The sequence below is a fragment of the Hyphomonas sp. genome, from assembly GCF_041398465.1.
Taxonomy (GTDB): Bacteria; Pseudomonadota; Alphaproteobacteria; order Caulobacterales; family Hyphomonadaceae; genus Hyphomonas.
The window spans coordinates 14,884-34,339 of the sequence record NZ_JAWKUS010000005.1 but is presented as its reverse complement, the minus strand read 5'-3'; the positions used below and the strand labels follow the sequence as shown (position 1 = coordinate 34,339).

Below are 19,456 nucleotides of genomic sequence, written 5' to 3'. Positions count from 1 at the left end.
TCCTGTCATGGCGCAACCTCCAGAGATTAACTCGCAAGGCAACTGGCACTGGAATGCTCAGGCCAAACGCCTCGTGATCGATGTACCGCGCGGGTCGGACTGTTCAGAACTGTCCGGCGACTGGTCGATCGATGCGCTCGAACAGATGCTCGAAGGCCTAAGCCGCGGACGGCTGGAACGGACGTTCGATGCAGGCGAAGGTCCTGTGCGTTGCAATTTGCGCCTCTCGAGCGGGCGCGGAGTTCATCTCGTCGGGGCCTTTATCGGAGATACCGAAGCGCGCGGCATGCTCCTGATGGGGGACGACCTGCAGGAGATCGACCCGTCAGACCTGAAGCCGGGACCAGATCTCGCGCCGGTTTTCCAGCCGATCGTCTCCCTGCGTAATGGCCAGGTGGCCGGATTTGAGGCCCTGGCCCGCTGGGATGACGGTGGCCTCACATCTCCGCCGAGCCGATATGAAGATGAGGCCCTTGCCTCCAACATGTTGATCCGTTCCGCTGAAGCGCTGGCACGGTTGCGCGACATCACCGGCCGCGATGACTTGTTCATGCAGGTGAACCTCACGGCGCGGGATCTTGCCCGCGGCACGCTGCCTGCGCTCGTGGAGGCGCTGATCAACGGCTACAATCTGCCGGAACGGTCGATGAAAATCGAGCTGACGGAGCAGGCCGCTTTACGCGATGCGGATTTCGCCTTGTCAGCTGCGATGGCCCTGAAGGCCGTTGGGGCGGGACTGGTTCTTGATGATTTCGGTACCGGGCATTCATCGTTCGCATGGCTGGCGGACCTTCCGGCCGACAGCCTGAAGATCGATCACGGCCTGACACGGCGTCTGGGACAGCACCGCACAGACACAATCCTTTCGACCATCACGCTCTTGGCAAACCGGTTGGGCATGACCAGCACGGCTGAGGGGGTCGAGCAAAAGAAAGACGCAGGGCGACTTCGAGCGCTGGGTTTCGATTATGTACAAGGATTTGCGTTTGCGAGGCCAATGGACATCGAATCCGCCATTCGCTTCATGCATTACTGATGGGGCGACAAGTCAGGCGTTGCCAGGGTCGACCTGGAGTCTGGCACTGTCGATGCCAAGCCGGCCGAGCGCATGACGCCATTTGCGTTCATGGGCACTGGAGAAAATAAGCTCAGGGTCGAGGTCGCAAACGAGCCAGGCATTGTCCGCCAACTCGGCTTCCAATTGGCCTGCGCCCCATCCTGAATAGCCGAGCGCTAGTACACTGCGCCGCGGCGGATGGTTCGAGCCCATGGCATGCAGGATGTCCCGTGTTGCGGTCATGCAGATGTCGCCCTCAACCAGCAGGCTGGCGCCTTCATTGTAGACATCGTCGGTGTGCAGCACGAACCCGCGATCCGAGCTGACCGGGCCGCCGTCCAGCACGAACGTGTCCGGGACATCGGCCTCGATGGGAACATCGAGCTGCTCGAACAATTGAGGCAGGCGCAAATGCGCCATCGGTTTGTTCAGCACGATGCCCATCGCGAATTCCGGGGAATGGGCACACACCAGGATGACAGATCGAGAAAACCGGGAGTCGCCGATGCCGGGCAGGGCGATCAGGAGTTTTCCTGTCAGGTCAGTATCCATGGCGCGCGGAAATCCTTCAATTCCAAGGCTGGGCTATCCCGCGCGCTTTGGCAAGGGCGGGAATCCTTGCGTCGTACAACGCGGCGACCTATGTCCTTGGTCAAACCTGCAGGGAGAAAAGCAGATGAGCATCAAGGTCGGTGATAAGCTTCCAGACGCAACTTTCATGGAAATGACCGCAGACGGCCCTGCGCCGGTTAGCATGGCAGACGTTTTCGGCGGCAAAACCGTCGCGTTGTTCGCTGTGCCTGGCGCGTTCACACCGACCTGTTCCGCAAAGCACCTGCCGGGCTTCGTCGAGAAGCTGGGTGACCTCAAGGACAAGGGCGTAGATGACGTGGTTTGTACCTCCGTCAACGACGTGTTCGTGATGGGTGCCTGGGGCAAGAGCGCCGGTGCCGATGGCAAGGTGCGCATGCTGGCGGACGGCAACGGGACGTTTGCCAAAGCAATCGGCCTCGAAATGGATGGTTCAGGCTTCGGTATGGGGCAGCGCTCGCAGCGTTACTCCATGATCGTCAAAGACGGTGTGGTCACGGAGCTGAATGTCGAGCAGGGCGGCGAATTCAAGGTTTCCAGCGCGGACTACATGCTCGGACAACTTTGATTTATCAGGCATAACGCCCCTTAACCAATTTAGTCCATGATCGGCGTGCTTGGGGGACGAGCACGCCGTTTTTGGTTGGAAATTTATTGAAAAACGGAAAACTCTCCCCACCTTTAAAGGCGTAACAAAGGAGAGGGACCCCATGGATCCGTTTTTTGCAGTGATCGTACTGGTAATGGCCGTCGCGATCATTGGCCTCGTATCGGCATTCAAATTCGTGCCTCAGGGCTACAATTTCACGGTTGAACGTTTTGGCCGCTACACCAAGACGCTGACGCCCGGCCTGTCCGTCATCACGCCTTTCATCGATCGGGTGGGGCGGAAAATGAACATGATGGAGACAGTCCTCGACGTTCCCCAGCAGGAAGTCATCACCAAGGACAACGCCATGGTGTCCTGCGACGCCATTGTGTTTATCCAGGTCATTGATCCCGTCGCGGCTGCGTATGAGGTCAACAACCTTCATCACGCTATCCAGAACCTCTCGCTGACCAACATCCGTACTGTGGTGGGTTCGATGGACCTGGACGAAGTTCTGTCGAACCGCGACGATATCAACGCGCGCCTCCTCAACGTGATTGATGCGGCGACCAATCCGTGGGGCGTGAAGGTCACCCGGATCGAGATCGCCGACCTCAGCCCCCCGGCCGACATTACTGAGGCCATGGCCCGCCAGATGAAGGCTGAACGCCTGAAACGTGCCGAGATCCTGACCGCGGAAGGCGACAAACAGTCGGCCATTCTAAAGGCCGAAGGACAGAAGCAGGCGCAGATCCTTGAAGCTGAAGGCCGCCGCGAAGCCGCTTTCCGGGATGCTGAAGCCCGTGAGCGGGAAGCCGAAGCTGAAGCCAAGGCCACCGCGATGGTGTCGGAAGCGATTGCCCGTGGCGACGTCAATGCCATCAACTACTTCCTCGGCCAGGCTTATGTCGAAGCCTTTGGCAAGTTGGCGACGTCCAACCAGCAGAAGACTGTCATCATTCCGGCTGAGTTCTCCAGCATCATCGGTGCGATTGAGGGCATCAAGGGCCTCACCGGCGCTGCAAAGGATGTTCAGGGTCAATCCGGCGCCGTGCCGCCTACGCGGACTTAAGTCTGGAGTTTCCCGGTTTCCCGGCTTCAGCCGGGTCACCGGAACGCCAACCCGTTTCCAGGAGACCGACAATGTTGGAAGAACTCTTCACCCATCTCACCGTCTGGCACTGGCTCGCACTCGGCCTGATGCTCTTCGGCATAGAGATGATGACCGGGACATTCGATCTGCTGATGATCTCCATCGCGGCGTGGATTACTGCCGCCTTCGCCTGGCTTGCTCCGGACGGCCTCGCGACATGGCAGGGGCAGGTGCTGTTCTTCGGCGCCGCGTCCGTTGCCTTGTTCGTTATCGGCCGCACGGTCCTGTCCGGGATGCGAAAGACGACACCGGAGCACCCAACGCTCAATAAACGAATGGACAGCCTGGTCGGCCAGCGGGGCGTGGCAACGTCAGACTTTTCCAATGCCGGACAGGGGCGTGTGAAGATCGGTGACACCGTCTGGGGCGCTGAAATCGTTGACGGATCGGAGATCATCCACACTGGCGACGTGATTGTGGTTGAGGGGGCCCGCATGAACACGGCGCTCGTCAGAAAGACTGGCTAGTTCACAAGAGAACAAGACGACAAAAGAAAACGCCGGCATCCTGAGGATGCCGGCGTTTCTTGTTGTCTGGCTTAAATAATCAGGAAGCGGTTGGCGAGATACCAAATCCGCTGGTGGCGTTCGGCGTGGCGCTCGCGGAGGTCGACGGACGGGCATCGCTGGCAGCGGCGCGCGGAGCGGCGTCTTTCAGCGGGTCATCGGAATGCTTTACCTGTCCTTCGAACACGGCGTTGGATTGGATCTGCAGCGATGAGTGCACGATGTCACCCTTCACATGAGCGCCGGTCTCCAGCTCGACCTTGCGGGCACGGATCGAGCCCTTGATGCGGCCTTTGACTTTGACCACTTCGGCTTTCACTTCGCCAGTGATGTGGCCGGATGCGCCGATCGTGATGTCGGTTGCGGCCACGTCGCCATCGACGGTTCCGTCAATCTGCAGCGCGCCTTCGGAGGTCACCGAGCCGTTGATCTTCATGTCTGCGCAAATGATGGACGCAGCCCGGGCAGCCGGCTTCGAAGCGGCGCCACGGATGGCATCGACGGAAGGTTGGACCTTTGCTGGCTCAGGTGCCGGCGGCGTATCGTTGTGTTTGTTACTCTTGGTGAACATGACGGCCTGCTTTCAGGAATTTTATTGGATCATAAGGTTTGCCGTTAAACCAGACTTCGAAGTGAAGGTGGTCCCCCGTGCTTCGACCGGTTGTACCCATCTTGCCCACAAGATCGCCGACCTCCACGGTTTGTCCCTTTTTTACCGTAATTCCGCTGAGGTGGCCATAGCGCGACTTGAAGCCGTGCCCATGGTCGATTTCTACCAGGCGCCCGTAGCCCGAACGGGGACCTGCGTAAGAGACAACGCCGGGGCCTGCGGCGACGATCGGTGCAGCGTGATAAGCCGCCATGTCGATGCCGTTGTGCCAGCCAGGGCGTTTCTTGAATGGATCGACGCGAACGCCGTAATTACTGGTCAGCCGATAAGGCACCCCGACCGGGATACCAAGCGGCAACGAGGAGACGATGTCCTCGTAGTAAAGCATTTCGGCGACGCGTGCCTGCGTCTGCGAGAGACGAGAGTAGAAGCCGGTATCCATCAGCGAGAGATTGCTGAGGTCAGGCCCGGACGTCGCATTGGCGAGCGAAATGAACGGGCCGCCCGTCTCGCTGCTGGCCACAATGCGGTCTGAACCGACAGATGTGAGTGCCAGGATGCCACGAGCGCGTTCGGTCCGCTCCGTGGCGATTTCCTCGGCTTCGTCGAGAATGCGCTCCTGATCCATCTTGAGGGCCCGGACCGAGCCGCGCGAACTGGCGGTTTCGAACTGGGCCGTGATGCGCACAGGCTCGCGAGACTGACGGCTGTCGGCTTCTTCGATGGAGGCTTGCACGAGAAGCGCGGCGCCATCGCCCTTGAGGGACGAGGTTTCGAGGTCGTCCTCGCCTTTAAGCTGTTTGTAGAGGTCTTCGAGGGCCTTCTGGCGCTCTTCCCACTCCACGGTTTCCTTCTGGAATGCGTCGGTGCGTTCTTCCAGCAGTGAACGGGACAGGGCATCCTTGGCGCGCAGTTCCTGCACCCAGCGCTCATATTTGGCGAGTTCGCGGCCATCGGGGTTGCCGGAAAGGGCGCTGCTGCCGCCACTCAGGACGAAGGAACCCGTCGCAAAAACGGTCCATCCCGCCAAGGCGGCAATGCCTGCAGCAAAAATCGCCTGCTGCCACGGAGACACAGAAATATAGCGGACCGTACCGCCGCTACGATGGTAAATTTGACGCTCAGGGAAGGCTTTATTGAAGGCCGCCTTCAGATTCGCGCTCAACTTCGCCATTCACGCCACCCGTAGAACCGGAAAATCACGCCCCCGCTGCAGTAGCCACTACAGCAGGTTTCCCAAACCCTTGGAGATAATACATACCGATTTCGATACGAGGTGTAACCCCTCGGGCACAGAATTCATGTAAATTTTCGCCCATGAGGGTAAAAGGCTTGTTAAACATGGAAAAATTGTTCGCAGCAGGCCAGTTTTTAGGCGCCGGATTTGATGACATTGAGTACATCTTCGGCATGGCCTTTGACGCGCACTTTTCGCCAGATTCGGATTACCTTTTTGTCAGGTCCGATCAGGAAAGTTGAGCGCTCAATTCCCATGTAAGTCCGGCCGTAATTTTTCTTTTCGACCCACACGCCGTAAGCTTCGCAAACCTTGCCATCTTCATCGGATGCGAGCGTGACCGCGAGATCATGTTTCGCTGCAAACTTTTCGTGCTTTGCCAGCGTGTCGCGTGAAACACCCACAACTTTCGCGCCGGCTTTCTCAAACTCCCTGGCAAGGTCGGTAAAATCTTTGGCCTCGGTCGTACAGCCGGGCGTATCGTCCTTCGGATAAAAGTACAGGACCAGGGTCTGATCCTTGTAGTCGCCGAGCTTGATCGGCCCTTGCGTTGAATCCATGCTGAAATTCGGGGCACGTCCGCCTTCTTTGGGCCCGATTGCCATGTAATCCTCCTATGGTGCGCTCCGGCTGTACTGCTTATACCAGACACAGCGCTGAACGGCGTATATGACTGGACCCGACTTGTACGGAGCGTGCCCTTGGTCCGCCAGACCGCCTCACTGATTTTTCTGGAAATCCTCGGCGGTTTGATACTGCTTGTTCTGGTGGCGGCGGGTTTGCTCGCAGCGCGCCTGTATTCCGGCCCCATGGACCTGTCGATTTTCAAGGATGATCTGGAGCGCGCGATGACCGAAGCGCGCGATGGGCGGGAAGTGCGTCTCGGCGGGGTTCAACTCGAATGGTCGGCAGAAGACAAGCGCCTGCACATATCCGGCTCGCGCCTGCAAATGATGGACACCAAAGGGAACGTCAGTGCCGAGGCCCAGCGCGCCAATATCGTCCTGTCCGGCTCGTCGCTTGTTCTCGGTGATATCGAAGTGCTCCGTCTCGATCTCGAGGATGGCTGGGTCAACATCGATCAGGAAACCCCTTCCACCTGGTTCGTCGGCGGTGAACCACTGCCGGAGATTCCGGTCGGCAAGTTGCCGGAAACTCCGCAAGAGTGGCTGCAGCGCGCCAATGACATCCTCCCGGCCATCCTGGAAGCGCTGAAGCAAGGGGAACAAAATTACGCGCTGGAGTATCTGGGCGTTTCCGGTTTCGAATTCCGCGTACGCGACAGCAACAAGCAGCCGGTGTTCGACATCACCGACGCGAAAGGCCGGATTTCGCGTGAGGCCGACGGCATCCTCGTCAGCGCGGCTGGCACGGGTGCGGGGGCCGGATTACCGGGAGGGCTGGCAGCTACGGTCAGGTCCAACACGCTGGAAGACAGGCTGCATGCCGAGTTTGCCGTGGCTGATTGGCCGCTGGCAGATCTGGCGGCCCGGTTTGGCGCGCAAGTGGACGCGTTCGAAGGCTTGCCGGCCAATGCCGATGCGACCCTGGATTTCGCGCGTGCGACCGGGGTCAGCGAGATCGCTTTCCATTCCAACATGGGTGAAGGCCATATGCCGTTCGGTGGTGGTCTCGACGTGAAGGGACTGGATGTTACGGCGACCTACCTCGCCAATGACGACACGATGCGCATCGACGTGACGGGTGACAAGTTTGGTCCGGCCAGCGGCGAAGCGAGCCTGACATTGAAAAACATCCTGCAGGGACAGTCCGCCCATGAGTTCGAACTGTCCAGTGAGCAGCTGACCCTTGATTTTGTCCCCGTATTTGAGCGGCCGGTTACGCTGACAGGGCTCAAGGGAACCGGTCTGATGAGTGTCAGCGAGCGGCAGATCGATGATCTGGCTCTGGTGTTCATGGAACAGGATGCCGGCTTTCTTGTAACGGGCAACATTGGCCTGACGCAGGACAAGCAGGAAGGTGAGCCGCCAATTCTTGGACACATCGCGCTGGAGACGAGCGGCGATGTGACCAAGGATACGGTGATGGCATTCTGGCCGGTAGGTCTTGGGACTGGTGGCCGGAATTTCGCGCGAGCTCATATCGAGGCTGGTGCGCTGAAGGACATCAAGGGCCATATCGATCTGAAGCGCGACAGCTTTGGGGAGGACGACTATCTGCGCGATTCCGATCTTGAGCTCACCTTTTCGGCGGAAGATGCCTGGGTGAAATTCCTGTCAGACCTGCCGCCGGTCGAAAGAGGAAACGGCAAAGGGCGCCTGACCGGGAATTCGTTCCGCGTCACGCTGGATTCCGGTGAGTATGGCGGCTGGGATATCGACGAAGGCGCTTTTGTGATGCCAGCCTTCAACGAGCGTGGTGGCGATTTCCGTGTATTTGCGCGCGGTCATGGACCCATTTCTCTTGTCATGAAGACGCTGGTCGACTCCCGCCTGCAGATCGATTTTGACCCGGCGCGCCTTTCCGGTAACGGGGAAATGACATTCGAGATGTTCCGGCCAGCGCTGGATGATGTTCCGTACGAGGATATCCGGTTCACTGCGATCGGCACTGTTGCTGAAGCGGGCCTCGAGGATGCAGCTCTTGGCTTCGACCTGACCGAAGGCTCCGCGAAGGTGAATGTCGATCAGGACGGAATGACTATTTCCGGCTTCGGCAATCTTGGCCCGTCCCCGGTGCAATTCACCTGGCGCGACGCCTTCAATGACGGCGACCAGCCATCGCTCCTGTCGGCCTCCAGCATCGTCACCCCGGACTTCCTGAATGAATTCGGCGTGCTCGGGCGTGCCTATCTTTCGGGAGAGATCCCGATTGAAGTGCAGGCGGAGATCGGTGAGGGGTCCAGTATCGTTGCCGACACGGCGCTCGACCTGACAGAGTCCCGGCTGGATCTGTCGGAAATCGGCTGGGTGAAGGGGCGCGACAAGCCTGCCAAGGCCTCAGTTCACTATGAAGGGATTGGTGACGGCTACACTGCTACCGTCGTGTTCCATGCGGACGATGCCTACCTTGATGGAGACTTCACACTCGGCGGCGATTCCAAACTCGTATCTGCGACGTTGCGCCGGGCGTACCTCAAGAACAAGGCGGATGTAGGCGGTACGGTTGCCCGCAGAGATGGTGCGCTCAATTTCGGTCTGACGGGCTCCTACCTGGACCTCTCCGGTGCGATGCCCGGAGTGGGCGCTCTTGGCGACAGGGATGATGCGGGGAGCAAAACGCCCATTCGCGTTTCGGCCAATGTCGATACGCTCACGCTGCGACCTGGGCTCGACATGACCGAAGCGAAATTCTCCATGGCAACAGGGGTAGCGGGCATCGAGACGTTCATGGCGACAGGGCTCGCTGCCGATGGCTCTCCTTTCGAGGCGCGTTTCAACACGAATGGCGGGCAGGCGGCGACATTCCACGTTTCAAGCGGTGACGCCGGTTTTATCGCCAGCGCGTTCCTTGGAATTGATTACCTCGATGGCGGCAAACTGGAGATGGATGGCACGCTGGCAAATGACAACAAGCCGTCCAAATTCGACATTTCCATCACGAACACCCGCCTGAACAATGCACCTTTCCTGACGCAGATCCTCTCGCTCGCATCGTTGCGCGGGCTGGCGGATACGCTGGGAGGAGAAGGTGTCCTGTTTTCAAAGCTGGATATTCCGTTGACCGTGGCAGGCGACCGGTACGTCGTGTCCGGTGCCAAGGCGCAAGGCCCGGCCCTCGGGCTGACCACGAATGGCTATTTCGATGCCACGGACGGAAAGATCGAGTTTGACGGTGTGCTCGTGCCGAGCTTTGGCATGAACTCCGCTCTCGGAACAATTCCGATCCTCGGGGACCTGGTTGTCGGCCGGGACGGCGAGGGCGTGTTCTCGCTCACCTATGCCATTCGCGGTACGATGGAGAAGGCCAACGTTTCGGTGAACCCGCTCTCGGCGCTGGCGCCGGGCGTGATCCGCCGGATCTTCGAAAACCCGTCGGATACACGTATCCCGGAAGCCAAACCGCGTCCGCCGGAAGAGCCGATTCCATCCGAACTGGCGCCGATTCCGGACGAAGAGTTCTAGCGCCTAGACCGGCTTCACCAGCGCATGGCGTTTCTTGCCTGCGGACAGTTTGATGCTGCCGTCGACAACGTCCGACTCTGCCAGCGTGGCGTTCTGGTCTTTCACTTGCTGGTCGTTGACCTTGGCCGCGCCCTGCTTGATCAGGCGTCGCGCCTCGCCATTGCTCTCGGTGAGGCCTGCAGCCGTGAAGGCGGCGGCAACCAGATAGTCGCTGAACAGTTCCGCAGACGGAATTTCGACTGTCGGCAGGGCCGCGGCCGTGCCACCACCGGCAAAGACTGCCGCTGCGGCTGCCTCGGATTCTTTTGCCGCCGCTTCGCCGTGCAGCATGGTCGTCGCCGCATTGGCGAGCGCAATCTTGGCGGTATTGATCTCAGCGCCTTCGAGCTTTTCCAGCGCTTCGATCTCTTCCAGCGGCATTTCGGTGAAGAGACGCAGGAAACGGCCGACGTCGGCATCTTCGCAATTGCGCCAGAACTGCCAGTACTCGTAAGGGCTCTTGCGGTCGGCATTCAGCCATACAGCGCCATCGGCGGTCTTGCCCATCTTGCCGCCGGACGCGGTGGTGATGAGGTGAGCTGTCACGCCGAACACGTCACCGGCTGCCGCCTTGTGGACGAGATCCACCCCGCCAACGATATTGCCCCATTGGTCAGACCCGCCGAGCTGGATGCGGCATTTGTGGCGCCGGAACAGTTCGAGGAAGTCGTAAGACTGCATCAGCAGGTAGTTGAATTCGAGGAAGGTGTAAGGCTGCTCATTGGCGAGGCGCCGGGCAACCGTGTCCTGCTTCACCATCGTGTTGATGGTGAAGTGCACGCCGACTTCGCGCAGCAGTTCGATGTAGCCAAGCTTGCCCAGCCAATCGTCATTGTTGACCATGATCGCGTCGGTCGGGCCGTCGCCGAAGGTGAGGAACGGCTCGAAGGCTTTCTTGATGCCGGCAATGTTCGCCTCGATCTGCTCATTGGTGAGCAGGGGGCGGGATTTCTCCTTGTCGGTCGGATCGCCCACTTTCGTGGTGCCGCCGCCCATCAGGACGATCGGCTTGCCGCCGGCCTTCTGCAGGTGGCGCAGCATCATGATCTGCAGAAGGGAGCCGACGTGAAGGCTGTCCGCCGTCGCGTCGAAGCCGATATACGCAATCGGGACACCCGCCTGGCAATAGGCGTCAAGCTCGGCCTCGTGGGTGACCTGCTTGATGAAGCCGCGCGTCTGCAGCGTCTTCAGGAATTCCGACTTGTATTCGCTCATCTTCTCGTGTCTCCGTGAAGGCAGGGCGCGTAGCACGGAAAGGGAGCCGCTTGAACACCGCGATATCAGATTCCGAGGCAAAATGGGTGGCTGGCTTCATGTCGGGCACCTCTCTGGATGCGGTGGATGCGGCCCTGATACTGACCGATGGCGAGCGCGTGCTGGAATTTGGCGCCACGGCTGAGCGCAAATACCTGCCCGAAGAGCGCCGGATCCTGCAGGTCGCGACGGACGCAGCCCGCGTCTGGAACTGGACCGGTCCTCAGCCGGATGAGGCGTTCGAAGCGGCGAAAGCGGTCATCACCCACACGCATGCCGAGACGATGCAGCAGCTCCTGTCAGGCTGGACGGGCCCGGGGCCTGTGCTCGCCGGCGTGCACGGCCAGACCGTCCTGCACCGCCGGCCCATGCCAGGCAAACCTGGGGCAACGATACAGTTGATCGATGCCCCGGCCATGCGAACCGCGCTCGGCGTGCCGCTCGCCTGTGACTTCCGGACAGCTGATGTGGCGGCCGGCGGACAGGGCGCGCCGCTCGCTCCGGCTTATCATTCGGCCCTGTTGCAGCGGCTGGGCGATGGAGCCGCCTGCGTCCTGAACCTTGGCGGTGTCGCGAACATCACGGCAAAACTCGCCGACGGCACGCTGATCGCCTTCGACACGGGCCCGGCCAATGGCCCGATCGATGAATGGGTCGAGGGGCATGGGCACGGCACCCATGATTTTGGTGGCGCGCTGGCAAAAGCAGGAACCGCAGATGAGCCGCTTCTGAAGCAATTGCTGCAGCATGACTGGTTTGGCGAGGCGCCGCCCAAATCGCTGGACCGCTATGATTTCTCCGCTGCCATGGTCACCGGCATGTCCGTGGAAGATGGCGCGGCGACCCTGACGGAGTTTTCGGCGCGTGCTGTGGCGGCTGGTGTCGCACAGCTGCCGGAAATCCCGTCGCGTGTCATCGCGTGCGGCGGTGGGCGGCACAATCCGGCACTTATGGATGCGCTGGCCCGGGCATTGCCCTGCGAAGTGCTGAGCGCGGAAGCAGCCGGATGGCGCGGCGACAGTATCGAGGCCGAAGCCTTCGCTTATCTCGCTGCACGAACGGCGCGTGGCCTGCCGGTCAGTTGGCCCGGCACGACGGGCGTGCCGAAGCCAATGACGGGCGGAATCGTGCTGGATTAGTCGCCTTCAGCTTCGAGACGCAGTTTCTCTTCGGCGGCGGCAAGGCGGCGCAGAAGGTATTCCTCGCAGGTGCCGATCAGCTCTTCACGGCGATCCTGGTAGAAGTGGTTCGCGCCTCTCACCGTGGTCCGCTCGATTTCCTCGCCCTTCTGGACACGCACCTTGGTGAGGGCGCGTTCGACGTCTTCCGGTGAGGAGACGGAATCATTGTCGCCGGATACGATCAGGCCGGAGGCCGGGCAGGGCGCCAGGAAGGACAGATCGTAATGGTTTGCCGGCGGGGAGATGGCGAGGAAGCCGTCGATCTCCGGGCGGCGCATCAGCAGCTGAAGCGTGATCCAGGCACCGAAAGAGTAGCCGGCACACCAGACATAGCGCGGGCTTTCGGACAGGTTCTCAATATAATCAAGGACATAGGCGGCATCTTCGAGTTCGCCGATGCCCTGATCGTACTGGCCCTGGCTACGGCCGACACCGCGGGAATTGTAGCGCAGGACGCCGAAACCGTGCTTTTCGAACATCTGATACAGCATGATCGAGATCGGGTCCTGCATCGTGCCACCGGCTTTCGGGTGGGGATGGAGGATTAGCGCGATCGGGGCGCCTTCATACGGCGGCTCTGTGTAACGCGCTTCAATACGGCCCTGAGGGCCCGGAATGATGAGTTCTGCCATGGCATCCTCGGAATTTCGGTTTAAGCGCGGGGTGATAAGCCAAACGCGCACTGAAAAGCAAATTTTTCTGCAGGTGCGTCGTTAGACATAAGGGCCTATATGGGGCCCATGATCTACGCCGACCACAATGCGACCAGTCCGCTGCGCCCGGAAGCGCGCGAAGCGATGCTCGCCGTCTATGACATGGGGGCAGTTAACCCGTCCTCCGTACATACGGCTGGCCGGGCGGCGCGGGGCGTTGTGGAGCGGGCGCGTACGGTCCTCGGCGGAGCTATCGGCAGCCGGTCTGAAGACATCGTGTTCACCTCCGGCGGGACGGAAGCTGACAGCCTTGCCGTGAATGGCGCCGTTGCGGGCCTCGGCGGAGAATGCACGCTGATCGTCTCTGCGCTTGAGCATGAGGCCATCGGTAAGGCAGCGGCCCATTCCGGCGCCGTGATGGAAACGGCCTATCTCACCTCCGCCGGGACGGTAGACCTGGAAGACCTCGCAAGCCGCCTGAAGTCATGGGACCATGCCGCCAAAGGCACGCCGGTGCTGTGCCTGATGCTCGCCAACAATGAGACGGGTATCATTCAACCGGTCGCGGCTGCGGCTGCTCTTGTGCGGGAAGCGGGCGGGCTGACAATCTGCGATGCGGTCCAGGGGCTCGGCAAAGTGCCGGTAAATGTCGGCCTGCTGGGCGTGGACTACCTCGCCCTCAGCGCCCACAAGATCGGCGGACCGCAGGGGGCGGGTGCTCTCTGGCATCGGGCCGGAGCACCACTGAAGGCCGTCCAGTATGGCGGGGGGCAGGAACGGGGGCTGCGCTCCGGCACCGAAAACGTTGCCGCCATAGCGGGCTTCGCCGCAGCGATTGAAGCGGCCATGCGCGACCTGCCGAAATACCAGGCCCTCGGTCCGCTCCGGGATGCCATGGAAGCGCGTCTTGAGGCCGAAGGCGGTGTGATCGTAACAGGCAAAGGCTCGCCGCGACTCGCGGGCGTCTCTAATTTCGCGAAGCCCGGTTTTCCGGCGGAAACGCAGGTCATGGCCATGGATCTGGCCGGTGTGTGCATCTCCGCGGGCTCGGCCTGCTCCTCCGGCAAGGTCAAGCGCAGCCTCGTCCTGATGGCCATGGGCGCAGACGATGACCTTGCAGAATCGGCAATCCGCACCAGCTTTGGATGGAGTACACTGCCGTCAGACTTTGACGGCGTCGCCGATGCGTGGCTGAAGGCGGCCGAGCGCATCATCGCGAAGGAAAAGGCGTAATGGACTGCTGCGGCGGAACTGACGAGCACGAAGACGACTGCACGGAAGTGACGGTCAAGGAAGGCATTGACGCGAAAACCGTCGAGGCTGCAAAGGCGCTCGAGTCCGAGAACTATTCCGCTGGTTTCTCCACCGAGATCGAGACCGAATATTCGCCGAAAGGCCTGTCGGAAGATACGATCCGCTTCATCTCGGCCAAGAAGGAAGAGCCGGAATGGCTGCTGGAGTGGCGCCTCGCCGCTTATCGCCGCTGGCTGACCATGGAGGAGCCGACCTGGGCCAAGGTCCGCTACGAGCCGATCGATTACCAGGAATACTATTACTACGCCGCGCCGAAATCCGGTGCGAAGTATGAGTCGATCGACGACGTCCCGAAGGAAATCCTCGAGACCTACGAAAAGCTCGGCATCCCGCTGCGCGAAGCCGAAGTGCTGCTGGGCGTGAAAGGCGCGGCCGAAACCGCTGCCACCGCGCGCGAGGCGCCGCGTGTCGCCGTCGATGCCGTGTTCGACTCCGTGTCCGTCGCCACGACGTTCCGCAAGGAACTGGAGAAGGCCGGCGTCATCTTCATGTCGATTTCCGAGGCTGTGCGAGAGCATCCGGAGCTGGTGAAGAAGTATCTTGGAAGCGTCGTTCCGCAGTCTGACAATTATTTTGCCACACTGAACAGCGCGGTCTTCTCTGACGGCACGTTCGTCTATGTACCGAAGGGCGTACGCTGCCCGATGGAGCTGTCGACCTATTTCCGCATGAATGCGGAAAATACCGGGCAGTTCGAACGGACACTGATTGTCTGCGACGAAGGCGCCTATGTTTCCTATCTCGAAGGCTGCACCGCGCCGATGCGCGATGAAAACCAGCTTCACGCCGCCGTAGTGGAACTGGTCGCGCTGGACGATGCCGAGATCAAATACTCCACCGTCCAGAACTGGTGGCCGGGCGACGAGAACGGCAAGGGCGGCATCTACAATTTCGTGACCAAGCGCGGCGATTGCCGCGGCCCCCGCTCCAAGATCAGCTGGACGCAGGTGGAAACCGGCTCGGCCGTCACCTGGAAATACCCATCCTGCATCCTGCGCGGCGACGACAGTGTGGGTGAGTTCTACTCTATCGCCGTCACCAATGGCCGCCAGCAGGCCGACACCGGCACCAAGATGATCCACCTCGGCAAGCGCACGAAAAGCCGGATCATTTCCAAGGGCATTTCGGCCGGCAAGTCCGACAACACCTATCGCGGCCTGGTCTCGATCAACAAGCGCGCCGAAAAGGCCCGCAACTTCACCCAATGCGACAGCCTTCTGATCGGCGGCCGCTGCGGTGCCCACACGGTGCCTTATGTCGAGAACCGGCGCGCCGACGCGCAGCTGGAGCATGAGGCGACGACGACCAAGCTTTCCGAAGACCAGCTTTTCTACGCCCGCCAGCGCGGCCTCGGCGAGGAGCAGGCGGTGGCCCTGCTGGTCAATGGCTTCGTCCGCGAAGTGCTTCAGGAGCTGCCCATGGAGTTCGCCGTGGAAGCCCAGAAACTGCTCGAAGTGAGCCTGGAAGGCAGTGTCGGCTAAAACTGGCCCCTGAAATAGCTTTTCTGAGCACCCCATTCCTGACCTAAGGGCTTTCCCTTAGCCTCAGTCGGCCCTACATCGGCCCCATGTTGAAGATTGAGAACCTGACCGCCACTGTGGGCGAGGCCGAAGAGGCCAAGCAGATCATCAACGGGCTGACCCTTGAGGTGCCCGCCGGTGAGGTGCACGCCATCATGGGCCCGAACGGCGCCGGCAAGTCGACCTTGTCCTATGTCCTCACCGGCCGGAGTGGCTATGAGGTGACAGGCGGCAGCGCCACGCTGAACGGCGAAGACATCCTGGAGATGGAGCCCGAAGAGCGCGCCGCCAAGGGCATGTTCCTGTCCTTCCAGTACCCCGTTGAGATCCCCGGCGTGCCGGTGATGACCTTCGTGCGCACGGCCATGAACTCCCAGCGCAAGCTGCGTGGGGAAGAAGAGATTTCCGCGCCGGACTTCATCAAGAAATCCCGCGAGATCGCGAAACAGCTGAAGCTGGACGCCGAGATGCTGAAGCGCCCGGTCAATGTCGGCTTTTCCGGTGGCGAGAAGAAGCGGCTCGAAATCTATCAGATGATGATGCTGGAGCCGTCCTTCCTGATCCTCGACGAGACCGATTCCGGCCTCGATATCGACGCGCTGAAGACGGTCGCCGAAGGTGTGAACGCCATGCGCAGCCCGGATCGGGGCATGCTGGTGATCACCCACTATCAGCGCCTGCTGGATTATATCAAACCGGACAAGGTGCATGTCCTGTCCGCTGGCCGCATCATCAAGACCGGTGGTCCTGACCTGGCCCTCCGCCTGGAAGCCGAAGGCTATGAAGGCGTTCTGGGAGAAGCGGTGTGACCACCGCGCTGCGCGACCTGATTGCCAATCCCAACGCAGCTGAGCTGGAGCTCATCGCGCGCTATGGCATGCTGCCGGAAGACGCGCGCCGCGAACGGGCGTTTGAGGCCTTTGCCAAGGGCGGCCTGCCGCACCGCCGCGTCGAGGGCTGGCGCTGGACGGATTTCAAGGCGGCGCTTCCCGTAATCGAGACACCTGCCGATCCCGGCCCGAGCGAAGACCCGCTGCCGACCGATGGCGCACTGGTATTCAGCTTTACGCCCACCGGGTTCACCTGGCCGGAAGACCTGCCGGAAGGTATCCGCGTGTTGGCCAAGCCGGAGGCGCAGGCTTTCGGCGCTTCGGAAGAGATGCCGCTCGGTGCGCTCGCAGCAGCGCTGGCAGGCGGCAAGACCAAGCCCGGTACGCTGATGATCGAAGTGACGGGGCAGGACCTGCCGCGGCTTCATTTCCGGTTTTCTGGCGCAGGCGAAGCGAACTTCGCGCGAGTGCAGATCATCCTGCGTCCCGGCGCAAAGCTCGCGATCAGCGAATCCTATCTGGGCGGTGCCGGCTTCACGGCCTCGCTGATGGAGTTCTCGCTGCAGGCGGGTGCGGAGTTTTCGCGCACGGTCTACCAGCGTTCCGGCAAGACGGACGTGCTGGCGGCGACGGCGGCGGTGCAGCTCGACGAAGGCGCCGACTATCGCCAGACCACGCTGGCCTTCGGCAGCAAGCTTGCCCGTCTTGAAACCCGGCTGACCCATCAGGAGACTGGCGCGAAGGCGACGCTGAACGCGGCTTATCTCTGCGCGGCCGGCCATCATGCCGACATCACGACGGAAGTGCGCCATGGCGCGCCGTCCTGCGGCACGCGCCAGCTGACCAAGGGCGCGGTGCTGGATGGCGGACGCGGCGTCTATCAGGGCAAGTTCTTCGTGCCCCGCAATGTCGGCCAGAAGACCGATGCGGACATGCAGCACAACGCACTGCTGCTGGAGGAGGGCGCCGAGGTCTTCGCCAAGCCCGAGCTTGAGATCTACGCCGACGATGTGGAGTGCGCGCACGGCAACACGTCCGGTGCGTTGGATGCAAACCAGATGTTCTACATGCGCCAGCGCGGCATCGCCGAGGAAGAGGCGCGCGCGCTGTTGACTGAGGCCTTCATCGCCGAGGCGCTGGAAGAGGCGGGTGAGCTGGAAGATGTCCTGCGGGAGCAGGCACGGGCATGGCTGGCACGATGAGCAGTGTTCTGGATATCGACGCCATCCGCGCGGAATTCCCGATCCTCAGCCGAGAGGTGAACGGCCACCCGCTGGTCTATCTGGACAATGCGGCCAGCGCGCAGAAGCCGAATGCGGTGATCGACGCGGTCGCGAACCAGTCGCGCACTGCCTATGCCAATGTGCACCGGGGCATCCACACGCTGTCGAACGAGGCGACCGAAGCCTATGAGGGCGCACGGGAGGCAGCACGGGCATTCCTGAACGCGCCAGCGGTAGAGAATATCATTTTCACCAAGGGCTCGACCGAGGGGATCAACCTCGTCGCCTCGGCGCTGGCGGGCGAGATCAAGCCCGGTGATGAGATCGTCCTGTCGGTGATGGAGCACCACTCCAACATCATCCCCTGGCACTTCCTGCGCGAGCGCCACGGCGCCGTGCTGCGCTGGGTCGGCCTGACGGACGATGGCGCCCTCGACATGGACGAGCTGGCCGAAGCGATCGGGCCGAAAACGAAATTCGTGGCGATGACCCATATGTCGAACGTGCTTGGCACGGTGACCGACATGGCGGAGGTCGTGCGCTTGGCGCATGACGCCGGCGCGCAGGTGCTGGCCGACGGAAGTCAGGCCGCCGTGCACATCCCGGTGGATGTGCAGGCGCTGGGTGTCGACTGGTATGTGATGACCGGCCACAAGCTGTACGGGCCGACGGGTATCGGCGTGCTCTACGGCACGGCCGAGGCGCTGGACCGGGCGCGGCCGTATCAGGGCGGCGGCGAGATGATCGAAATCGTCACCCGCGACCGGGTCACCTACAACACGGCGCCGCACAAGTTCGAGGCCGGCACGCCGCCGATCCTGGAAGCGATTGGTCTTGGCGCAGCCCTGACCTGGATGCGTAGTCATCCGTCAGAAGCCGTCCATGCACATGAGATGGTCCTGTATAGTCATGCCGTAGAAGGGCTTCGCGGCATCAACGGACTGCGCATCCATGGCGAAGCGCCGGGCAAGGGCGCGGTGCTCACTTTCAGCCTCGAAGGCGCGCATCCCCATGATATTGCTCAGATTTTGGACCGCTACGGCGTCGCGATCCGGGCCGGGCACCATTGCGCCCAACCGCTGATGGAACATCTCGGAGTCCCCTCGACAGCCCGCGCCTCCTTCGCCATCTACAACACCCTGGCCGAAGTCGACGCCTTCATAGAGGCGCTCGCCAAGGCCCGGAAAATGCTGGTATAGGTGGCTCAGATGGCCGATGACATGACCTCCCGAGACGTCGATGCAGCTGCGGAAACTGCAGTACCTTCAGCGATTCCGCAGGATGAGCTGAACCGGATCACCGACGATCTGATCGCTTCGTTCAAGACCGTGTACGACCCGGAAATTCCGGTCGACATCTACGAACTTGGCCTGATCTACAAGGTCGATATCGATGACGATCGAAAGGTCGATATCGAAATGACACTTACCGCGCCCGGCTGCCCTGTGGCTGGCGACATGCCGGGCTGGGTGGAAACCGCCGCCCGCACGGTTGAAGGCGTGAAGGATGTCGAGGTCCAGCTGACCTTCGATCCGCCATGGGATCCGTCGCGCATGTCCGACGAAGCCCGCCTCGCTTTGAACATGCTGTAATTGAACGGAAAGGGGCGCGCCC

General features: G+C 61.2%; 18 protein-coding genes. 12 read left to right on the top strand and 6 right to left on the bottom strand.

All coding sequences use genetic code 11. From position 1 onward, the window contains the following. Window positions 1–7 precede the first annotated feature (7 nt). Entirely contained in the window at window positions 8–1,036 is a 1,029-nt protein-coding gene (locus R3C98_RS15190; protein WP_371314920.1) for an EAL domain-containing protein, read from the top strand. A gap of 12 nt (window positions 1,037–1,048) precedes the next feature. Here R3C98_RS15190 and R3C98_RS15185 read toward each other — a convergent pair whose 3' ends face one another. Beyond that, window positions 1,049–1,609 carry a YqgE/AlgH family protein gene (locus R3C98_RS15185; protein WP_371314919.1) on the bottom strand — a complete coding sequence of 187 codons (561 nt, stop codon included), beginning with the start codon at window positions 1,607–1,609 and terminating at the stop codon, window positions 1,049–1,051. 124 nt (window positions 1,610–1,733) lie between these two features. On the opposite strand from R3C98_RS15185, the gene R3C98_RS15180 reads away from it, so the two are divergent. From R3C98_RS15180 to R3C98_RS15170, 3 genes are all read left to right on the top strand, one after another. Beyond that, entirely contained in the window at window positions 1,734–2,216 is a 483-nt protein-coding gene (locus R3C98_RS15180) for a peroxiredoxin (protein WP_371314918.1), read from the top strand. Window positions 2,217–2,391: 175 nt separating this feature from the next. Continuing rightward, on the top strand, window positions 2,392–3,309 hold the full coding sequence (locus R3C98_RS15175) for an SPFH domain-containing protein (protein ID WP_371315183.1): 918 nt from the start codon (window positions 2,392–2,394) through the stop codon (window positions 3,307–3,309). A gap of 71 nt (window positions 3,310–3,380) precedes the next feature. Then, window positions 3,381–3,857 carry an NfeD family protein gene (locus tag R3C98_RS15170; RefSeq protein ID WP_371314917.1) on the top strand — a complete coding sequence of 159 codons (477 nt, stop codon included), beginning with the start codon at window positions 3,381–3,383 and terminating at the stop codon, window positions 3,855–3,857. Window positions 3,858–3,936: 79 nt separating this feature from the next. Here R3C98_RS15170 and R3C98_RS15165 read toward each other — a convergent pair whose 3' ends face one another. The 3 genes from R3C98_RS15165 to bcp all read right to left on the bottom strand — a co-directional run bounded on the left by R3C98_RS15165 (window position 3,937) and on the right by bcp (window position 6,348). Next, complete coding sequence (locus R3C98_RS15165; protein ID WP_371314916.1) at window positions 3,937–4,467, bottom strand: polymer-forming cytoskeletal protein; 531 nt, start codon at window positions 4,465–4,467, stop codon at window positions 3,937–3,939. Further along, the gene (locus R3C98_RS15160; protein ID WP_371314915.1) at window positions 4,451–5,680 is read right to left on the bottom strand and encodes a peptidoglycan DD-metalloendopeptidase family protein; all 1,230 of its coding nucleotides are present in this window, start codon (window positions 5,678–5,680) and stop codon (window positions 4,451–4,453) included. The genes R3C98_RS15165 and R3C98_RS15160 overlap by 17 nt, the downstream gene beginning before the upstream one ends. A 197-nt stretch (window positions 5,681–5,877) precedes the next feature. Further along, window positions 5,878–6,348 carry a thioredoxin-dependent thiol peroxidase gene (bcp, locus tag R3C98_RS15155; RefSeq protein ID WP_371314914.1) on the bottom strand — a complete coding sequence of 157 codons (471 nt, stop codon included), beginning with the start codon at window positions 6,346–6,348 and terminating at the stop codon, window positions 5,878–5,880. A gap of 96 nt (window positions 6,349–6,444) precedes the next feature. On the opposite strand from bcp, the gene R3C98_RS15150 reads away from it, so the two are divergent. Beyond that, the gene (locus R3C98_RS15150) at window positions 6,445–9,828 is read left to right on the top strand and encodes an AsmA-like C-terminal domain-containing protein (protein WP_371314913.1); all 3,384 of its coding nucleotides are present in this window, start codon (window positions 6,445–6,447) and stop codon (window positions 9,826–9,828) included. A gap of 3 nt (window positions 9,829–9,831) precedes the next feature. Here R3C98_RS15150 and tyrS read toward each other — a convergent pair whose 3' ends face one another. Beyond that, window positions 9,832–11,082 carry a tyrosine--tRNA ligase gene (tyrS, locus tag R3C98_RS15145; RefSeq protein WP_371314912.1) on the bottom strand — a complete coding sequence of 417 codons (1,251 nt, stop codon included), beginning with the start codon at window positions 11,080–11,082 and terminating at the stop codon, window positions 9,832–9,834. A gap of 50 nt (window positions 11,083–11,132) precedes the next feature. Between tyrS and R3C98_RS15140 the strand changes: the two genes are divergently transcribed. Next, a complete protein-coding gene (locus tag R3C98_RS15140; RefSeq protein ID WP_371314911.1) occupies window positions 11,133–12,260 on the top strand; it encodes an anhydro-N-acetylmuramic acid kinase in 1,128 nt (375 codons plus the stop codon). On the opposite strand, the gene R3C98_RS15135 is transcribed toward R3C98_RS15140, so the two are convergent. Then, the gene (locus R3C98_RS15135; protein ID WP_371314910.1) at window positions 12,257–12,934 is read right to left on the bottom strand and encodes an alpha/beta hydrolase; all 678 of its coding nucleotides are present in this window, start codon (window positions 12,932–12,934) and stop codon (window positions 12,257–12,259) included. The two genes, R3C98_RS15140 and R3C98_RS15135, sit on opposite strands and share 4 nt — an antisense overlap. Before the next feature lie 108 nt (window positions 12,935–13,042). Between R3C98_RS15135 and R3C98_RS15130 the strand changes: the two genes are divergently transcribed. The 6 genes from R3C98_RS15130 to R3C98_RS15105 all read left to right on the top strand — a co-directional run bounded on the left by R3C98_RS15130 (window position 13,043) and on the right by R3C98_RS15105 (window position 19,434). Further along, window positions 13,043–14,188, top strand: coding sequence for a cysteine desulfurase family protein (locus tag R3C98_RS15130; RefSeq protein ID WP_371314909.1), 1,146 nt, complete (start codon window positions 13,043–13,045; stop codon window positions 14,186–14,188). Beyond that, window positions 14,188–15,750 (top strand): Fe-S cluster assembly protein SufB, encoded by a 1,563-nt coding sequence (gene sufB / locus R3C98_RS15125; RefSeq protein ID WP_371314908.1) that lies wholly within the window; start codon window positions 14,188–14,190, stop codon window positions 15,748–15,750. Before R3C98_RS15130 ends, sufB begins: the two co-directional genes overlap by 1 nt. Before the next feature lie 86 nt (window positions 15,751–15,836). Further along, window positions 15,837–16,598 (top strand): Fe-S cluster assembly ATPase SufC, encoded by a 762-nt coding sequence (gene sufC / locus R3C98_RS15120; protein WP_371314907.1) that lies wholly within the window; start codon window positions 15,837–15,839, stop codon window positions 16,596–16,598. Next, the gene (locus R3C98_RS15115) at window positions 16,595–17,821 is read left to right on the top strand and encodes a SufD family Fe-S cluster assembly protein (RefSeq protein WP_371314906.1); all 1,227 of its coding nucleotides are present in this window, start codon (window positions 16,595–16,597) and stop codon (window positions 17,819–17,821) included. Before sufC ends, R3C98_RS15115 begins: the two co-directional genes overlap by 4 nt. Next, complete coding sequence (locus R3C98_RS15110) at window positions 17,806–19,041, top strand: cysteine desulfurase (RefSeq protein WP_371314905.1); 1,236 nt, start codon at window positions 17,806–17,808, stop codon at window positions 19,039–19,041. The genes R3C98_RS15115 and R3C98_RS15110 overlap by 16 nt, the downstream gene beginning before the upstream one ends. A 9-nt stretch (window positions 19,042–19,050) precedes the next feature. Next, the gene (locus tag R3C98_RS15105; protein ID WP_371314904.1) at window positions 19,051–19,434 is read left to right on the top strand and encodes an SUF system Fe-S cluster assembly protein; all 384 of its coding nucleotides are present in this window, start codon (window positions 19,051–19,053) and stop codon (window positions 19,432–19,434) included. The last annotated feature ends 22 nt before the right edge of the window (window positions 19,435–19,456 follow it).

Excerpts from the sequence above, each read along its gene's own strand:
- R3C98_RS15160 (WP_371314915.1), bottom strand. The coding sequence starts at position 5,680 with ATGGCGAAGTTGAGCGCGAATCTGAAGGCGGCCTTCAATAAAGCCTTC.
- R3C98_RS15185 (WP_371314919.1), bottom strand. The coding sequence starts at position 1,609 with ATGGATACTGACCTGACAGGAAAACTCCTGATCGCCCTGCCCGGCATC.
- tyrS (WP_371314912.1), bottom strand. The coding sequence starts at position 11,082 with ATGAGCGAATACAAGTCGGAATTCCTGAAGACGCTGCAGACGCGCGGC.
- R3C98_RS15170 (WP_371314917.1), top strand. The coding sequence starts at position 3,381 with ATGTTGGAAGAACTCTTCACCCATCTCACCGTCTGGCACTGGCTCGCA.
- R3C98_RS15105 (WP_371314904.1), top strand. The coding sequence starts at position 19,051 with ATGGCCGATGACATGACCTCCCGAGACGTCGATGCAGCTGCGGAAACT.
- sufB (WP_371314908.1), top strand. The coding sequence starts at position 14,188 with ATGGACTGCTGCGGCGGAACTGACGAGCACGAAGACGACTGCACGGAA.
- R3C98_RS15135 (WP_371314910.1), bottom strand. The coding sequence starts at position 12,934 with ATGGCAGAACTCATCATTCCGGGCCCTCAGGGCCGTATTGAAGCGCGT.
- bcp (WP_371314914.1), bottom strand. The coding sequence starts at position 6,348 with ATGGCAATCGGGCCCAAAGAAGGCGGACGTGCCCCGAATTTCAGCATG.
- R3C98_RS15190 (WP_371314920.1), top strand. The coding sequence starts at position 8 with ATGGCGCAACCTCCAGAGATTAACTCGCAAGGCAACTGGCACTGGAAT.
- R3C98_RS15175 (WP_371315183.1), top strand. The coding sequence starts at position 2,392 with ATGGCCGTCGCGATCATTGGCCTCGTATCGGCATTCAAATTCGTGCCT.
- R3C98_RS15130 (WP_371314909.1), top strand. The coding sequence starts at position 13,043 with ATGATCTACGCCGACCACAATGCGACCAGTCCGCTGCGCCCGGAAGCG.
- sufC (WP_371314907.1), top strand. The coding sequence starts at position 15,837 with ATGTTGAAGATTGAGAACCTGACCGCCACTGTGGGCGAGGCCGAAGAG.
- R3C98_RS15165 (WP_371314916.1), bottom strand. The coding sequence starts at position 4,467 with ATGTTCACCAAGAGTAACAAACACAACGATACGCCGCCGGCACCTGAG.
- R3C98_RS15110 (WP_371314905.1), top strand. The coding sequence starts at position 17,806 with ATGGCTGGCACGATGAGCAGTGTTCTGGATATCGACGCCATCCGCGCG.
- R3C98_RS15180 (WP_371314918.1), top strand. The coding sequence starts at position 1,734 with ATGAGCATCAAGGTCGGTGATAAGCTTCCAGACGCAACTTTCATGGAA.